This window comes from Dysgonomonadaceae bacterium zrk40 (assembly GCA_016916535.1).
Classification (GTDB): domain Bacteria; phylum Bacteroidota; class Bacteroidia; order Bacteroidales; family Dysgonomonadaceae; genus Proteiniphilum.
In genome coordinates this window covers 921123-938893 of the sequence record CP070276.1, presented here as the reverse complement: position 1 = coordinate 938893, position 17771 = coordinate 921123, and the positions used below count along the sequence as shown (strand labels likewise).

At 53.0% G+C, this 17771-nt stretch carries 13 protein-coding genes; 4 read left to right on the top strand and 9 right to left on the bottom strand.

What is annotated here, in order from left to right; genetic code table 11:
* The first annotated feature begins 78 nt into the window (after positions 1-78).
* The 4 genes from JS578_04130 to JS578_04115 are packed head-to-tail and all read left to right on the top strand — an operon-like array spanning position 79 to position 7266.
* Entirely contained in the window at positions 79-3924 is a 3846-nt protein-coding gene (locus JS578_04130) for an efflux RND transporter permease subunit (protein ID QRX64443.1), read from the top strand.
* Entirely contained in the window at positions 3911-5230 is a 1320-nt protein-coding gene (locus JS578_04125; protein QRX64442.1) for a TolC family protein, read from the top strand. Before JS578_04130 ends, JS578_04125 begins: the two co-directional genes overlap by 14 nt.
* A gap of 14 nt (positions 5231-5244) precedes the next feature.
* Positions 5245-6795: an efflux RND transporter periplasmic adaptor subunit gene (locus tag JS578_04120; protein ID QRX64441.1), complete on the top strand. Its 1551-nt coding sequence runs from the start codon at positions 5245-5247 to the stop codon at positions 6793-6795.
* A 36-nt stretch (positions 6796-6831) separates the two neighbouring features.
* Positions 6832-7266 carry a heavy-metal-associated domain-containing protein gene (locus tag JS578_04115; protein QRX64440.1) on the top strand — a complete coding sequence of 145 codons (435 nt, stop codon included), beginning with the start codon at positions 6832-6834 and terminating at the stop codon, positions 7264-7266.
* Positions 7267-7358: 92 nt separating this feature from the next.
* Here JS578_04115 and JS578_04110 read toward each other — a convergent pair whose 3' ends face one another.
* From JS578_04110 to gldM, 9 genes are all read right to left on the bottom strand, one after another.
* Positions 7359-8603: a hypothetical protein gene (locus JS578_04110; protein QRX64439.1), complete on the bottom strand. Its 1245-nt coding sequence runs from the start codon at positions 8601-8603 to the stop codon at positions 7359-7361.
* 68 nt (positions 8604-8671) lie between these two features.
* Positions 8672-10021 carry a serine hydrolase gene (locus JS578_04105; protein QRX64438.1) on the bottom strand — a complete coding sequence of 450 codons (1350 nt, stop codon included), beginning with the start codon at positions 10019-10021 and terminating at the stop codon, positions 8672-8674.
* A 91-nt stretch (positions 10022-10112) separates the two neighbouring features.
* Positions 10113-10550, bottom strand: coding sequence for a peptidylprolyl isomerase (locus JS578_04100; protein ID QRX64437.1), 438 nt, complete (start codon positions 10548-10550; stop codon positions 10113-10115).
* Between the two features lie 85 nt (positions 10551-10635).
* A complete protein-coding gene (locus JS578_04095; GenBank protein QRX64436.1) occupies positions 10636-11988 on the bottom strand; it encodes a Gfo/Idh/MocA family oxidoreductase in 1353 nt (450 codons plus the stop codon).
* A gap of 33 nt (positions 11989-12021) precedes the next feature.
* Positions 12022-13188: a Gfo/Idh/MocA family oxidoreductase gene (locus JS578_04090; GenBank protein QRX64435.1), complete on the bottom strand. Its 1167-nt coding sequence runs from the start codon at positions 13186-13188 to the stop codon at positions 12022-12024.
* Positions 13189-13208: 20 nt separating this feature from the next.
* Positions 13209-14201 carry a sugar phosphate isomerase/epimerase gene (locus JS578_04085; GenBank protein QRX64434.1) on the bottom strand — a complete coding sequence of 331 codons (993 nt, stop codon included), beginning with the start codon at positions 14199-14201 and terminating at the stop codon, positions 13209-13211.
* Between the two features lie 376 nt (positions 14202-14577).
* The gene (locus JS578_04080) at positions 14578-14931 is read right to left on the bottom strand and encodes a DUF2200 domain-containing protein (protein ID QRX64433.1); all 354 of its coding nucleotides are present in this window, start codon (positions 14929-14931) and stop codon (positions 14578-14580) included.
* A 289-nt stretch (positions 14932-15220) separates the two neighbouring features.
* Positions 15221-16186, bottom strand: a complete 966-nt coding sequence (gene gldN, locus JS578_04075; GenBank protein QRX64432.1) for a gliding motility protein GldN — start codon at positions 16184-16186, stop codon at positions 15221-15223.
* Positions 16187-16207: 21 nt separating this feature from the next.
* Positions 16208-17758, bottom strand: a complete 1551-nt coding sequence (gene gldM, locus JS578_04070) for a gliding motility protein GldM (protein QRX64431.1) — start codon at positions 17756-17758, stop codon at positions 16208-16210.
* Between the last annotated feature and the right edge of the window lie 13 nt (positions 17759-17771).

Sequence of the window (17771 nt, the reverse complement as noted above, 5' to 3'; positions counted from 1 at the left end):
GCAACCACCCCTTGTGTCATACTTGTAATCCCAATTGCAGGATCAATTCCTCATGTGTACAAATCAAAATATTTCATCATGCTTCAAAAAGTTATTCATTACCTGTTACACAATAGGCTGATCACAATGTTGTTACTCCTCGTGATCATCGTATGGGGCATCTCCACGGCTCCCTTTAACTGGTATAGCCTGTTGCCACGTGATCCGGTGCCTGTGGATGCCATCCCCGACCTGGGTGACAACCAACAGATCGTTGCCACAGAGTGGATGGGGCGCTCACCCAAAGATATCCAGGATCAGATCACCTATCCGCTGACCACCTCACTGCTCGGTATTCCCGGTGTAAAGACCATCCGCAGTACCTCCATGTTCGGGATGTCGTTTATCTACATCATATTTGATGAGGAGATCGAATTCTACTGGAGTCGTTCGCGCATTCTGGAAAAATTGAATTCACTGCCATCGGGAACATTACCCGAAGGAGTACAACCCAGCCTGGGACCCGATGCAACTGCCCTGGGCCAGATATACTGGTACACGCTGGAAGGCAGAAATCCCGATACGGGTGAACCCACCGGTGGTTGGGGTCCCGACGAGTTGAGAACCGTTCAGGATTTCTACGCAAAGTATACGCTTTCATCGGCTGAGGGTGTGGCCGAAGTGGCCTCTGTAGGTGGCTTTGTGAAAGAATACCAGGTGGAGATCAACCCGAACTCCATGCGCGCCTACAACCTCTCCATCATGGATGTGATGAATGCCATACAGAAGAGCAATCTCGATATTGGTGCAGAGACGGTGGAGGTTAATAAGGTAGAATACCTCGTCCGTGGGCTGGGATACATCAAAAATGTATCAGATCTCGAAGAGGCGGTCATTACGGTCCGCAATGGAGTGCCGATAAAAATCAAAGATGTGGCCTTTGTCAATCTCGGCCCTGCAACGCGGCGCGGCGGCCTCGACAAGGAAGGTGTGGAAGCTGTAGGTGGCGTGGTTGTGGCACGTTACGGATCCAATCCGCTGGAGGTGATCAACAATGTGAAGGAGAAGATCTCGGAAATGGAAGCCGGATTACCCCAGAAGATACTGCCTGACGGCACCGTCTCGAAAGTCACCGTCGTTCCGTTTTACGACAGGACCAGCGTGATCCATGAGACCATCGGCACGCTGGAGACCGCGCTGACCCATGAGACGCTCATTGCCATAATCGTGGTCATCGTTATCATTTTGAACCTCAGGGCATCGATCGTTATCTCCAGTATACTTCCCGTGGGGGTGCTGGCTGCTTTTATCATCATGCGATATGCGGGCATTGATGCTAATATAGTGGCATTATCGGGTATCGCCATCGCCATCGGGATTATGATTGATATCGGTGTGGTCTTTGTCGAGAACATCATCCGACACATGGAGATGGAGGAGAACAAGGGCATTCGAAAGGGAAAAGCGTTCACCAATCTGATATACACGAGTGTAAGTGAAGTATCGGGAGCAGTGCTCACCGCGCAGCTCACCACTGTCGTCAGTTTCCTCCCTGTCTTTTTTCTGGAAGCTCAGGAGGGCAAACTCTTCACGCCGTTGGCCTTTACCAAGACCTTCGCACTCATCTCCGCCTACCTCCTTGGAATCGCAGTACTCCCCACACTCTTCTATTACATCTTCTCAATCAGGATCACTTCCAAGAAAGTACTCCAATGGGCCAATATCTTGTTGGCTGTTGCCGGCATGACGCTGGTAATTGTCACCGGCTACGGCCTTTATATTGCATTCACACTGTTCGCACTGAACAACTTGTTTGCCCCACGGTGGAAGAACCCGCGAATACCCACTTTCCTCAATATCGGGATTTCCCTGCTGGCGGTAGTCTACCTGCTAACGATGGAATGGCTGCCCATGGGCACACAGACAGGTCTACCCCGCAACCTGTTGTTCGTGATCCTGATTATCGCGCTCATTCTCTCGCTTCTCTGGCTGTTGGTGATCTATTATGAAAAGATTCTGCGTTGGAGCCTGGCCAACCGGTGGAAGTTCATGACACTGCCTATCGCAACGGTACTTTTTGGACTGGTCATCTGGATGGGTTTCGACAAGACATTCGGTATGGTGGCAAAAGGTTTTGAAACAGTGGGTTGGGGTACTTTCCGACAGACCGGTTTCTGGCAGACAGCCAGTCACCGTTTTCCGGGAATCGGACAGGAGTTTATGCCCAGCCTCAACGAGGGATCCTTCCTGCTGATGCCAACCAGCATGCCCCATACGGGGATTGAGCAGAACCAGCAATATATTGAAATACTGGACAAGCGAATCAGCCATATTCCGGAAGTGGAGACGACCGTCGGCAAATGGGGACGGGTCAATTCGGCACTCGATCCGGCACCAACCCAGATGTTCGAGAACACGATCATCTACCGTCCCGAATATATCCTGGATGAAGACGGTAACCGGCAACGTTTCAAGGTCAACCGGAAAGGAGAATTTATCCTGATCGACCAGACAACCTATGATCCGGAAGAGGGATTCAGGCTCATACCCGTGGATAGCCTGGTTCCCGACAGAAGGGGTGATTACTTCAGGCAATGGCGTCCTGAAATTAGGAATGAAGATGACATCTGGCAGGAGATCATCAATGTATCTCATATCGCCGGCCTGACATCGGCACCGAAGCTGCAACCCATTGAAGCACGTACCGTGATGCTCTCTACCGGCATGCGTGCACCGATGGGTGTGAAGGTGTCGGGGCCCGACCTGGAGTCGATCGAGCAAGGTGGCAAGATACTGGAAGCCGCTTTGAAACAGGTGCCTTCTGTCCTCTCTTCCACTGTATTCTACGACCGCGCTGTGGGAGCCCCTTACATCGAAATCAAGCTGAACCGGCAGCATATGGCCCGATACGGTATCACGGTGGCCGACCTGCAGGATGTGATTGGGGCGGCAGTAGGAGGCATGCCGTTAACAACCACGGTTGAGGGACGTGAGCGTTTTCCCGTACGCTTGCGCTATCCGCGTGAACTGAGAGAGAACCCCGATGAGTTGGCGCGGCTGATTATACCCACAGCAACCGGGGCGCAGATACCATTGGGAGAAGTGGCGGAGATCGAATATACCCGCGGTGCTCAGATGATCCAGAGTGAAAATACGTTCCTGGTAGGTTATGTGATTTTTGACAAGGTGGTTGGCAAGGCCGAGGTAGATGTGGTGAAAGAGGCCGATGCGATGTTACAGGCGAAACTGCGCAACGGTGAGATCAACCTGCCCCATGGGGTCTCCTATACCTTCGCCGGCAACTACGAACAGCAGGCCCGTGCTTCAAAGCGACTGATGATCATTATACCTATTGCTTTGCTCATCATCCTGCTCATCCTCTATTTTCAGTTCAAAACGGTGACTGCCTCGCTGATTCACTTTTCGGGGGTTTTCGTCGCACTGTCCGGAGGATTCATCCTTCTATGGCTGTACGGTGAACCGTGGTTTATGAATTTTTCGGTTGCCGGTGTCAATATCCGTGATATGTTCAGCATGCATCCCATCAACCTCAGTATTGCCGTGTGGGTAGGGTTTATCGCCCTCTTTGGCATTGCCACTGATGATGGGGTGCTGATGGGAACCTATATCCACGATACCTTCCTGGAAAGAGACCCGCAGACAAGGGAGGAGATCAGGGAAGCGGTTGTCCACGCTGGTTTAAAGAGGGTCCGCCCGGCAGTGATGACCACTGCCACCACGCTGATTGCACTCCTGCCGGTGCTGACTTCCACGGGCAAGGGATCCGAGATCATGATTCCCATGTCTATCCCCACCTTTGGCGGGATGCTGATCCAGTCGATGACCATGTTTATCGTACCCATCCTTCAATGCTGGTGGCGGGAAGGCGCGATCCGGAAAAAAGAAAAACAACAAGCTAAAACGACAGATTATGAAACCATATAACCTCTTCGGCCTCCTCCTGGTGGTGCTGGGACTCATGGGTCCCCACCTTCTAATGGCACAAACACCCGATTCACTCGACCGTTACCTGGAAACAGCGGCGATGAACAATCCCGGTCTGAATGCCGATTTCCTGGCCTATAAGGCATCATTGGAAAAGGTGCCGCAGGCCGGTGCCTGGTCCGATCCCAGGCTGGACATCGGCTTTTTCCTGAAGCCGATGGATATTGTGGGGGGGCGCCAGATAGCCGATTTCACCCTGATGCAGATGTTCCCCTGGTTCGGCACCAAAAAAGCTGCGCAGACCGAAGCTACGCATATGGCCAGAATGGCGTATGCCCGATTCACGGAGACAAGGGACAACCTCTACCTCGAGGTATATACCCAGTGGTATCTCCTCTCCACGTTGGTGCAACAGCTGCGGAACAACCGCGAGAACCTGCAACTGCTGAAGCAACTGGAGGAGCTGGCCCTGCGCAAGGTCTCCTCATCTTCATCAGGGATATCATCTGGAATGGGAAACACTGCCCCGGGTATGTCAGATGTGCTCCGCGTGCAACTGGAGATGGCTGAGATCGAAAACAACATCGAGAGCATCCTCTCGGAGATTGCAGCCGAAAAAGCGATATTCAATGCGTTGTTGAACCGTTCTGCCGACAGGGAAGTCATCCTGCCCGACTCCATCGCAAAAGTACCTTTTTTCTTTGATGAAGGTGTTACCATGAGCGAGATTGAAAACCGGAACCCTATGCTGGACATGCTGGTCGAAGAAGAACAGGCCTATCGGGCAAAAGGTGAGATGAAAAAAAAAATGAGTTATCCCATGTTCGGCATCGGACTGCAGTACATGCTGATAGACGAAAGTGCGACAGCGCAGATGGAGCAGGGAATGGAACCGGAAATGACTGGCATGGATATGATCATGCCGATGGTTTCCATCTCCATTCCACTTTATCGGAATAAATACAAGGCACAGCAACGCGAGAGTCGTTTTCTGTGGCAATTGGCCCGTGAGAAGTACAACAACACGTTGAACATGCTTCAGTCGGACCTTTTCAGGCTGAAACACCAGCTTGATGATGCGGAGCGGAAGATTACGCTTTACCGGAAACAGGAACAACTGGCACGGACAACCTATCAGTTGGTGGTGCAGGAGTTTATATCGGCAAAGAGTGATCTCACCAACGTGATCCAGGTGCAAAGGCAGCTGCTCGAGTACCAGCTGCGGGAGGCCGAAGCCATCGCCGAATACAACACCAGGGTGGCGTCCATTCGAAAATTGCGTTCCTTCGACAAATCAAACAATTAAACAAAGCTATAATAATGGATAAGAATAAAATAAGAGAAATCACCAATCAGCCTTACTTCAGGTACGGATTGATCCTGCTGGCCGGCTTGTTTCTCGGCTGGCTACTATTCTCCGGCGGCAACCGGAAGCAATCGCCACAGCAAACGGCTGCGGTGGAAGAAGCACATGATCATGAAGCTGAATCAACCATCTGGACCTGCTCGATGCATCCGCAGATCAGGATGGATGAACCTGGTGACTGCCCTCTATGCGGGATGGATTTGATACCCCTTCAGACTACCGGCACGGGCGATGCCTCGATAGATCCCGATGCCATCCAGTTGAGTGCCGAAGCGGCTGCACTGGCCAATGTACAAACGACGGTGGTGAGCAGACAAAACCCGGTAAAAGAGGTGCAGCTCTACGGTTCCATCCAGGTGGACGAGCGATTGTCGCAGTCGCAGACATCCCATGTGAGCGGGCGTATCGAAAAATTGTTTGTCACCTTCACCGGTGAGAGTGTGCGCCGGGGGCAACCCATTGCCTCTATCTATTCGCCTGAATTATTAAGTGCACAGCAGGAACTGATTGAAGCAGTGAAAATGCAGGAACTGCAGCCCGCACTGCTACAAGCGGTGAGAGAAAAGCTGCGATTGTGGAAGCTGACCGATGCGCAGATTGCGCGCATTGAACAATCGGGTGAAGTTTCTCCGTTGATCGATGTGGTTGCTACCACCAGCGGTATTGTGATCTCCAAAAATGTGAACCAGGGCGACTATGTGAATACCGGCACCGTGCTGTTCGATGTGGCCAACCTTTCGCAGGTCTGGGCTGTTTTCGATGCATACGAGTCTGATCTGCCCTTTCTGAAAGTGGGTGACCGATTGGAATATACCCTCCAGTCACTCCCCGGCAAAACATTCTCCGGAAGGATCTCCTTTATCAATCCCATTCTCGATCCGTCCACGCGTACCGCAAAGGTGCGGGTGGAGACAACCAATCCGCGTATGGAGCTGAAACCGGAGATGTATGCCAACGCCCTCATCGACGCACCGCTTAAACTATACAACAATGAAGTTGTTATTCCTAAGTCGGCCATCCTGTGGACCGGCAAGCGCTCTATCGTATACGTGAAACAGCCGGACACCGAAATTCCTGCGTTCATGCTCCGGGAAGTCGAACTTGGGCCGTCACTGGGAGATGCCTACGTGGTGTTATCAGGTATCAACGATGGTGATGAGATCGTGACCAATGGAGCCTTCACCATCGATGCGAGTGCCCAACTGGCAGGTAAGCGCAGTATGATGAACAATGAAATGGGGGGTGAGCATGCGATGCTGACGGTACAGGGATTGTGCGAGATGTGCAAGGAACGCATCGAGAAAACCGCGAAGGCAGTAAACGGGGTCCACACGGCCAGCTGGGATCTGAAGACCAAACAACTGCATCTCGGTTTCGATCCGGCCCAAACATCGGCCGATGCCGTTGCCAAAGCCATTGCCAAAGCAGGGCACGATACAGAACAATACAAGGCAGACAAGACTACCTATGATGCTTTGCCTGACTGCTGTAAATACAGAGATTAGGTCATTGAATCAATAAACTTTAAAAATGCAACAACAATGAAAAATTTTATCACAACAATCATGATCCTGGGTGTAGTCCTATTCACCGCGTGTAATACAGGCGCATCCAACAAACATCAATCAGAGCGTGAACACACGGAGATGAATCAGATGACAACGGGTGATCCACAGCATGACGGTGCACACATGCAGCAGGGTGCCCAAGACGAAGAACATGCCATGCTGGGCGTCAAGGGGAGCTGTGAGATGTGCAAGGAACGGATCGAGAATGGTGCAAAGAGTGTGGAAGGTGTCACTTTTGCAAGCTGGGATATGGAAAAGCAGGAACTGCATATGAATTTCGATCCGGCCAAAACCAATCTCGAAGCGATCAGCAAAGTGATCGCGGCTGCAGGACATGACACGGACAAGGACAAAGCCGAACAGGCTGTCTACGATGCGTTACCCTCCTGCTGCAAGTACAGGGAGTGATCGCAATAGGGAAATGTATTACTCAGTAAAAAGTGACAAGGTGTAGACCTTCTGCTCTGATCTCGTGTGGATTGATGTCGGAATCAGAATGTTCATAGTTCCCTTTTCACGGGGCGACCGAAACCGCCGAAGCTGAGGGTGATCATGTGCATGTTCCCTTCCAGCAGCTCGTGTGTGCGCTTGTAGTGTGGCATATAGTAACTGTAGCGGATACCCAGGTAGCCACCCCCGCTGCCGGAGAGATCAACATCACGGCTCCAGCTGTTTAGCTTCAGCTCCAACCCCACCAGGTAGTTCAACGTGGAGAGCTCCTTGAAATCTTCCAGTTCGGGATGGTTTTTGATCTCCACATCCGTGGGGCCTATGCCCATTCCTCCGATACCGACGAAAGGCATCAGCTTGAGATCATTGCTTTGATAGAGTGGATAGTGGAGTGCCAGGTCGGCACCAACCAGGTATCCCCCCACATCTGCCGGCCAGGTTATATCCCGGTGCATCACCTCCCGCCGGCTTTTGGCGGAGGCATAGTTGAAGCGTAGCGAGAGGTCGAAGTCGCGGTAGAGGACGTTGAAGGCGAACCCTCCCGCAATACTGTTGCCGAAATGACGGTTGAGTCCCCCCGTTAAGGTGTTGTATCCCAAAAACAGTTCGTAGCCAAAGCCCCATTTGCCCGGCCGGAACCGATACCGGATAAAACGACGGGTATAGTCGGCATAGTCACTCCCACTGTACTCCTCCAGGAAAGTGTCAGCCATCCCGTTCAACTCTGCCATCTCCGCTTCGTTGTCCACCCGCTCGGGTGTGAAGAGCAGCGCGTAGAGCCATAGCTTGAGAAACGCTTTCTCTTCGTTATTCAGTGCAGCGGCATCGATGGTGACCGTCAGTGGCAAATAGGATTCGGCCGACTTACGGCCCACCTCCTGCGACAAACGATCGTTCTCTGCAATCATGCGCAACAGTGAGGAAGGTCTGTATCTTTCGGGCATCTCCCAGAAACCCTCCTCCTGCCAGTCGATGTCAGCCGAAAACAGCTTCGCCTCCTGCAGGAGGATCTCATACTCCTCGCTCCAGAAAGAGAGGAGCCAGTACTCCACAGGCAGATACGCCCTGTAGGGGTTCCCCGCCTCAGCGGTAAGATATGCTTTCACCTCCTTCAAGGCATAGAGATCGCCCTTTTGCAGGTGCTCCAGGGTGAGTGAACGTCCTTTAGTGATTATCTCGATGTCACTCGCTTCTCTGCTCAGGATCTCATTGCGGAGGGAATCGTTCTCCTGCGCCAAAGTGGTTGTGACGAGGGAACAAAAGAACAATACGAACGGGAAAAATACGCTTTTCATTGATTGCAGTTGATTCATTTTTATAAAACGGGATTGTGTATTCTCTTTCAGTGGCTGCTTTCACATTCTTACCTGATTGCTTGCAGGATCCCTGCGAGGAATCCGTTCTCGTCGAACTCCCCTTGTTTGGAGAAACCGGTACGGACAATCACCAGCTCTTTTGAGGGGATGATGTAGATGTACTGCCCGTCGTGCCCGCGACAGCAAAACATGTCGCGTGGGACATCTGGATAGTCGCTGCCGGATTTATTCAACCAGAAGAATGCACCGTAGGTGCCGTCAGAGCCGTTGGCTTCAGTGGTACTGTATTCCACCCATTTTTCGGGCAGGATCTGTTCCCCCAGCCAGTTGCCGTTGTTGAGGTAGAGCAGGCCGAAGCGGGTGTAATCTCGCAGCGTGGCATAGAGATAGGAGGAGCCCACGAACGTGCCCGATGCATCTACCTCGAAAATGGCACTGCGCATGCCAATCCTGTTGAAGAGCTTCTCCCGCGGAAAGGCTAAATAGTCAGCATCGTTGCCAATTGCCTTTCGCATCAGGTATGAGACAATATTGGTGGATCCCGATGCATATTCAAAAACAGAACCGGGTGTATACTCCAGTTGTTTCGAGATTGCAAACTTTGCCATATCACCCTCCTTGTGCAGCATGTTGTTCACGTCGGAACTGTTACCATAATCTTCGTTCCACTCAAGGCCGCTGTTCATCTGCATCAGGTGGCGGAGGGTGATCTGGCGCCGTTCATCCTGCTGCCACTCCTCGATGTCGGCAGGTGCATCCAAATCCAGCCTTCCCTCTTGCACCAGGATGCCTGTCAGGGTGTTGGTGAAGCTCTTGGCCATCGACCAGCTCAGGAAGCGGTTCTCGGGACCAAATCCTTCTGCATATCTTTCCGCGACGGGCTGACCTTTGTAGGTGACCATCACCGCGAAGGTCCCCTTGTAGGGGATGGTGTCGTCGAAAGCCTGATCCAGGGCCTTGTTGAGCTGTTGCAGGTCGATACCGTTCGGGATGGTGTCTGCCATCAGGTCCCCCATGGGCCAGGCGATGGTGTCGGGGTTCTCGGGAAGGAGCGGCACAATGGGGTAGGGGCGTGCCTGGATGTCATCCACCGGATAGTCGTTTAGCAGGATGCTGCCGTAACCGTTTACGAAGGTGGTGCGCGAGTTGTGCCAGAGGAAGCGACTCTTGACGCTCTTGCTCCTGCTGTCGACGCTGTTTTTTACGAACCGGATGAAGGAGAAATTGAGATCGGTCGCCTCCATCGATTCCTGTGTGCGGTTGCCCACGAAGATGCCCGACGAGAGGTTCTTGGCTGCATAACCGGTGATGATCGGCATCAGGGGTCTCATGTAGAGAAATCCTCCCAGGAGGATGACCAGAAGAAGTGTCGATAGAACGGCGCCTGCTCTTTTCATGGGAACAGTTTTAGTGATTCAATGCACAAAGATAGATAAAAAAAGCAGGATGATTTATGCACCCTGCTTCATTTCTACCATGGTTCAATGGTCAATCCTCAAAAATCAGTATTTTCTCGATCTCATCGTCCTGGCGAATCTGATCAATCACCTCCACTCCTTCGTACACTTTGCCGAAGCAGGTGTGGTGACGGTCCAGATGGGCGGTGTTGTCGCGACTGTGGCAGATGAAAAACTGGGAGCCGCCCGTATCGCGGCCGGCATGTGCCATCGACAATACGCCGCGATCGTGGTACTGGTTGTTGCCATCCAGCTCGCACTTGATGGTGTAACCCGGTCCCCCGGCACCTGTGCCGTCGGGGCAACCGCCCTGGATCACAAAGTTAGGGATCACGCGATGGAATGTCAGTCCGTCGTAAAAGCCACCCTCGGCCAGCTTCACGAAATTGGCCACCGTATTGGGGGCATCTTCCTCATAAAACTTCACTTTCATTACTCCTTTTCCGGTGTGTATCTCAGCTGTAAGCATATTTCTTCTTATTTGATTTGAATGATTTGCAAAAGTAGCCGTTTTAACTGTGATATAAAAATTATCACCCGGCAGAAAAAAGGACTTAGGAGGGATTTCTTCCCGGAACAGGGACTACTTTCTCATGGTAATCAGGCAGCGGACCCATTTCATAGGTCTCCGGACCATATCGCAATCCGGAGGCCATAATCTGGTCCCAGCTGATTGCTTGCCCGGTGTAGGCTGCTTCCCTACCCATGATAGCGATTTGTGTTGAATAGGCCAGATCTTCCCCCTGATTAATTTTCTTGTTCAACCGGATCGATTCCACAAGATGTACATGTTCCTGCTTGTAGGGGTTCTGTACCGGTTTGTTTTCGTAATCATATTCCCACAAGAGATTTCCTTCCCAGTCGAGGATCTTGATCTCTCCGGCATCATTCAGTTGGGCAATCCCTTTTGTACCCAGCACCTGTTCCGAGATGTTACCGTCGCACCCATCGATCTGTCGCGCAGTATGCAGCATCCGTTTGTGGTTGTTGTAAGTGTAATCCACACTGAAAAAATCGAAAATGTCTCCTGTCAGGCGTCGTGCCGAGCCACCGTAACCAACCGCTTTGATGGGTTGCTCTCCCATGAACCAGGTGACCACATCAATGTTGTGAATGCCCTGATCAAGGATGTGGTCGCCACTCAGCCACTTGATGTTAAACCAGTTGCGAATGCAATACTCCATGTCGCTCCATTCCGGTTGTTTCTGTTTGTTCCACCATGCCCCCTGGTTCCAGTGGGAGGTGGCCGAAATGATTTCACCGATGATTCCGTTTTTCACCTCCAGGAAGGCTTCCCAGTAATCACGCCGATGTCTTCTTTGGTTGCCGGTGACAACGCTCAGTCCTTTTGCCGTAGCCACCTTCGAGGCGGCTATCACCGTACGGATTCCGGTTGGATCTACAGCACAGGGTTTTTCCATGAATACATGTTTCCCTGCTTCAATGGCAGCTTTGAACTGCTCAGGCCTGAAATGTGTGGGGGTACACAGCAGTACCAGCTCCACCTCCGGCATGGCCATCACTTTTTGATAGGCATCAAAGCCGAAGAAGCAGTTGCTGTCATCCACAATGTTGTTCCTCTCGGAAAGTATGTTGCGACAACGTTCCATCCGGTCAGGAAAGAGATCGGCCAAAGCGATGATCTCCAGGTTGGGCCCGGCACTTAAGAAATCGACCGCTGCTCCCGTTCCCCGGTCGCCACACCCAATCAGGGCTGCTTTCAACGGAGCTCCATCGGGTGCTGTCTCCACAAATGAAAACATCCCCAACTCTTCAGGAGAAAACGAAGCCTTGGAGCGTTTTTCTGAAGTTCCCGTACAGGATGACAGGATTGCAGGCGATGCCATGCCCAACGGGATGGTACTGCCCAAAAGGGCACTGTTTGTTAAAAATTTTCTGCGTTTCATGATACTCTTTATTTAGTAGTTTGTTTGATTCGTTCATTCTTCCCATTTCACCCATTTCTGCTCATCGTTCCATCCCGCTTTCACGATTGTTTCGATGAACTGCATGCCACGCACGCCATCCTGCACGTCTGGGAAGTCCAGCATCTCGGGCGTGGGTTGTTCACCTGAGCGTTGTGCCATCACGGTAAGGGTGAAGTTGCGGTAGATGTTGGCGAACGCTTCGATGAAACCCTCGGGGTGCCCGCCCGGGGTGCGGATGTTCCAGAGCGCTGCTTTACCCAGATCGGGTTGGTTGCCGCCGATGTGGATGATCTCCTCCCTGTTGCCGCCGCTCTTGATGATCAGCCTGTTGGGATCCATCTGTACCCACCGCAGGCTTGCCTTCTCCCCGTAGATGCGGATGTTGACACCGTTGGCCTCTCCCACGGCGATCTGACTGGCCGAGAGCAGCGCTTTCACACCTTCGTCCAGCCGCATCATGGCCACGCCGTCATCGTCGATTGGCCGCCCCGGCACGAAGGTGTTTAACTCGGCACACAGCTCTCGCACTTTCAGTCCCGATACATACTCGCAGAGATGCCAGGCGTGCGTGCCGATGTCGCCCATACAACCTGCCTTGCCCGACTGAGCCGGGTCGGTACGCCAGCCGGCGTTGTTGCCGCTCTGCGTCTCAATCCGTTCCGACAGCCATCCCTGAGGGTACTCCACATAGATGCGGCGCAGCTTCCCCAGCTCACCTGCCGCAATCCTGGCCTTCATCTCCTTCACGGCCGGGTAGCCGGTGTAAACATGCGTCAGGGCCAGCACCAGTCCTGTTTCCTCCACCTTCTGCTGCAATGCTTTCGCCTTCTCGAGCGAGAAGGTCATCGGCTTGTCCAGCACCACGTGAATGCCCCGCTCGAGGGCCATCATTGCCGGCTCAAAATGGAGCTTGTTGGGGGTCACGATCACCACGAAATCCATCCGTTCTGTTTCCGGCAGTGCCATCTCCTTGTCGAACATCTCCTCATAGCTGGAGTAGATGCGCTCATCGGGAAGGCCATACTGCCGTCCCGACGCCAGGGAGACCTCCGGTTTCGAGCTGAAGCATCCGCAGACCAGCTCTGCCATGTTTTCCATGATTGCCGCCCGTAGGTGGATCGCTCCGATAAAGCCGGTGGTGCCGCCGCCCACCATACCCATTTTCAGTTTCTTGTTCATCTTCTATGTTGTGTTGTTGGTTAATCCTTTGCGAAAAATGCATCGAATGCATGCCCCGATGTTTGAAAATCGATCTGCTTGGTGAAGGCGCATGACTCACGCGCACCCTGCTCACGATCCATTGCGCTATCCTCCCATTCAATGGAGAGTGGTCCCCGGTACCCGATGGCGTTGAGTGCACGGATGATCTCCTCGAAGTTGATACTGCCCCTGCCCACGCTCCTGAAGTTCCAGTAGCGACGGGGGTCACCGAAGGGCACATGCCCCCCGAAAACACCCACCTGCCGGGGAGTGTCACTCCAGTATACATCCTTCATGTGCACATGGAAGATCCTTTCGGGGAATTGGTAGATGAAATCCACATAGTCTACCCCCTGGTAGCCCAGGTGGCTGGGGTCGTAGTTGAAGCCGAAAGCAGGGTGATGGTGCAGCGCTTCCAGCGCCCTCGCGGCCGAGAAGGTGTCGAAGGCGATCTCGGTGGGGTGTACCTCCAGCGCAAAACGGATGCCCAGTTTTTCATAGGCGTCCAGGATGGGTGTGAACCGTTCGGCAAACAGTTGATAGCCCTCATCAATCATCTGTTGTGTAACGGGCGGAAATGCATAGAGCAGGTGCCAGATAGGGCTGCCGGTGAATCCCACTACCGTCTCCACACCCAGTACCTTGGCCGCTTCCGCCGTCCGTATCAGCTCCTCCGCAGCGCGACGGCTTACACCCTCCGGGTCGCCGTCTCCCCAGATGTGGGCCGGCAGGATGGCTTTGTGACGCTCATCTATACGGTCGCAGACCGCCTGCCCCACCAGGTGGGAGGAGATGGTGCGCAGCTGCAGACCATGTTTTACCAGCAATACTTTGATACCCTCGTAATATGCCGGATCCTTTTGCCGCACATCCAGGTGATCCGGCAGTCCCAGTTCCAGTCCGTCGTATCCGAATTCTTTTGCTTTGATGCATACCTCTTCAAGGGAGAGGTCTCCCCATTGAAGCGAATAAAGTGTGACCAGTCGAGCCATGTTGGTTAGATTTTTATGGGATTAGTACATATCATCATGTGCGGTGTTTTCAGGTTTTCGCCCTGCATCCTGATGCAGACGTTTGATGATTCAAAAAATAAAGATACATTTTTTTTGGATGACTGTACTATAGATGCCTGTTATTTTCATTTTAACTCCTCCGGTCAGCTGTTGAATCTCTACAGGGCGGTTCTTTGGCTTGTCCCCCCCCTCATTATCCCCTCATGCCAAATTCAACAAAGAACGAGGTTGTCATGAGGTTCAGCAACGTGATGCCCATCTCCTAAGCCATTCCACTAAACTGTTCCAGGGTTTGTGTTCCTTCCTCGATTGCCATGGCCATAATTTTCCCGATTGTATTCGAGACTTTGGAGATTCATTTTCTTAAAATCTTCTCCATGGCCTTTCCTTTGGCTAGTTCGTCAATCAGCTTGTCCAGGTATCGGATTTTTTGTACGATCTCGTCTTCAATCTCTTCCACTCGAATACCGCAGATCAGACCGGTAATCTTGGATGCATTGGGATTCATTTGAGGTGCCTGCCTGAAGAATGTTTCAAAATCCATGTCGCCGGCCAATATCTCCTGCAGATCGTTTTCACTGTATCCAGTCAGCCAGCATATGATTGCATCAACCTCTGCCTTACTGCGGCCTTTCTTCTCCGCTTTTGCGATGTAATATGGATATACACCGGCAAATGATAATTTGTAAATTTTCTCTTTATGCTTCATACTTCCGTTTTAGATACTGTTTAAACATTAAGACGATTCATCAAATCAGGATCACTGAGGAGGCTGTCTCATAAAACATGAGACAGCCTTTTTTTGTTTTAAGTCTCAATATCCTAAACCCTATTTCATGACGAGACAGGGGATTCGGTGTCTCTAGCCTTATTCTATCCTTATAGCACCCTTATATCCACTCCAAAAATTATCGGAGTGGATACAAAGATGCAATAAGGTTAGCATGAAAGAATAGCTTCCAAAAACAGGCGAAAAACCTGCAAAGGGTGAGTTGCTCTCAGTACCTCCGGTCGCGCATGGTCTGTGCTGAGGAGCTGCTGCTTTCGGCGGTACGCCTGTTGCCGCGCCGGTTGCTCTCGGGAACAGGCGAGGAGAGTACCTCTGCCTCCAGGCGGATGAGCTGTTCGAAATCGAGCAACTCCTGTTCGATGCGCTCCTGTTCTGCTTTCATCTCTTCCGGGGTGGTGGTGTATTGTGAGATTGGCCTGTTGCCGGGAGTCCCTGTCTTGTAGATCTCCCCTTCGTAAGTTCGTTTCCGGAAGAAGTCATCCACACTTTCTCTGCTGCTGTTGTTGAGCGACGAAGCCATCAGCGGCATGCGGCGGGTGTAGGGCGCCAGCTCATCATAGGTGATCCAGAAGAGGGGATAGCGGGTGTTGGCCGATGCGACCTCCTCCTGCCGGAAGAGGATGGGGCAGAGGGCGAGGGGTATCACCCGAAAACCGGATGTGGCGCTGCCGAAGTAGTAGAGCTCTTTCAGGTAATAACCCAGCACTTCGTTGGAGGGGATATCGGCATCGTTCACGCTGATCAGGCCATTCTCTGTTTCATGGTAGATGTTGAACCGGTCGACCAGTCCCTTGAAATCGATGCGGTACTCCTCGGTGAACTCCTCCCGCCCGTCGAGGTATTCATATGCCCGGATGCGATCCTCCTGCAGCAACCGGAAGATCAGGGTGAAGAGGTTGCGCTGCCCTGCAGTGGGAGTAACCGGATGATAGAGCGGCATGTTGGCCTCCTTCGACAGGTCGATGTATCGGTAGATGACGCGCGACCAGCGCGCGTCAGCAATCACCTCTTCCCAGTTGGTGTCAGGCTGGTTCTTTCTGATATTCGGGGTTGCCGAAGCTTGTTCGACCTGCTGCCGCCGCTGCTCCATCCGTTCGTGCAGGGTGGTTTGCGGGTAGAGGGCGTTCACTTGCCCCAGTAATACGAGTAGGATGAATATTGTTCTGGTTGTCATATTTTTTTGTGTTCAGCTTTATTAATTCACTCTCAGTTCCATCACCGCGATCTCACGCTCCGAGCCATCGGGACCGGCAGCACGTATGCCGGAGATGTAGAAATAACTGCCGCGGGTCAGTCGCCGGATCTGCTCTTTCTGTCGTTCCGAGAAACGGCTGCCATCAGACACCTCCGGAATGGCATTGCCCATCGCATCAAGGAGGATGGTGCGAAAGCTGGTCACCCGGAACGGCACATGCAGGATGCCATCATCGATGGCCGCTTTCAGGCCGTCGCTTTGCAGGAGGGCTGCCTTGGGGATGCTGCCTCCTTTCCGTGCCACCGGGTTTCCTCCCGCATCGCGGTACTCGATATAGGGGGTGGGGTCGGGGAGTGCGCGTACCCTGAATGATCGGGTTGCCATATTGCGTGTTTCACCCCCTGCCATGGTGGCGGAGACGGTGATCACAGCCTCGCTGCCTACCGCTGCGGGACGGGCTATCCAGAGGTTGCCGCGGCGACTGAGGCTGCCGTTGCTCATCTGGGCACTCACCTCTTGCGGTGGGACACCTGGCACCGAGATGCTTACTTCATTGTCGATACCGGCATAGAGTACGTTCATCAATGTGGGGGCAACGGTAGCCATGGGCTCGATCACAGTGTAGCTGCTGCTGAAGTCGCGGCGGGTGACGTTGCCGTCACTGCCGGTCAGTTCTACATATCCCTCCACCGGGAAGGTGCCGCTGCGAGGTGCTGCCAGCGTGAAGAAGCCATCCTCTCCCGCCTCCAGCGGCTCTCCCTCTACCACGATACGGGGACGTTGGGTGGTATCTTCTGCTGCCAGGACCACGCGGGCACGGTAGTTCCCTCCCTGAAGGACGGTCTCCGCTTCGGGGATCAGCCAGGCATTGAGTCTGTTCAGGCGGTAGTCGCCCGCATCAACGCTCTGGAGCAGCGATGCCAGTGCCTCTCCCTCAGATAGGCGGATGTCGTTCTCGATCTTGGTGAGCAACGTGATGGCGGCCGCCAGCGGCATCTGCTCGAAGAGCGATGCCTCCCAGCTCCTGCCTCCGGACTCTGCCTCCGTAGAGAGGTAGCGGGCAATAAGGTTACTGCGCGACGGCTCCTCCACCCAGTTCATCAACTGGTCACGGTAGTTGTCGATTGCGCCCCGCAGTTTCTTTCCTTCACCCCTGAGCGGGGAGAGCATCACCACCGAGGCTGCTTCCAGGTCATCCTTGTGTCGGATTCGGTTGATGTCACCTCTTTTCCCGTCGGCCTGACGCACCATCTGTTGTTTCAGGTCGCCGATGTATCGTGTGAGCGAGTCGCTCAGGTTGCGCACCTGTACTCCCTTGTCGTACCAATCACCCGCCTTCTCGGGGTTGGAGGCATGGTAGGCGGAGAGCTCTTCCATCAGGAGGTTATTTCGCTCCTCCATGGAGTGTGATGATTCGCCGAGCCGCTTATCCACCACGCCGAAGCCGTCCAGCACCTCCACAGAGACGTTGAGGGCCAACATCGCGATGAAGACCAGGTACATCAGGTTGATCATCTTCTGACGGGGGGAGTTGGGACTGTTTACTGCCATCTCTACAAGTAGA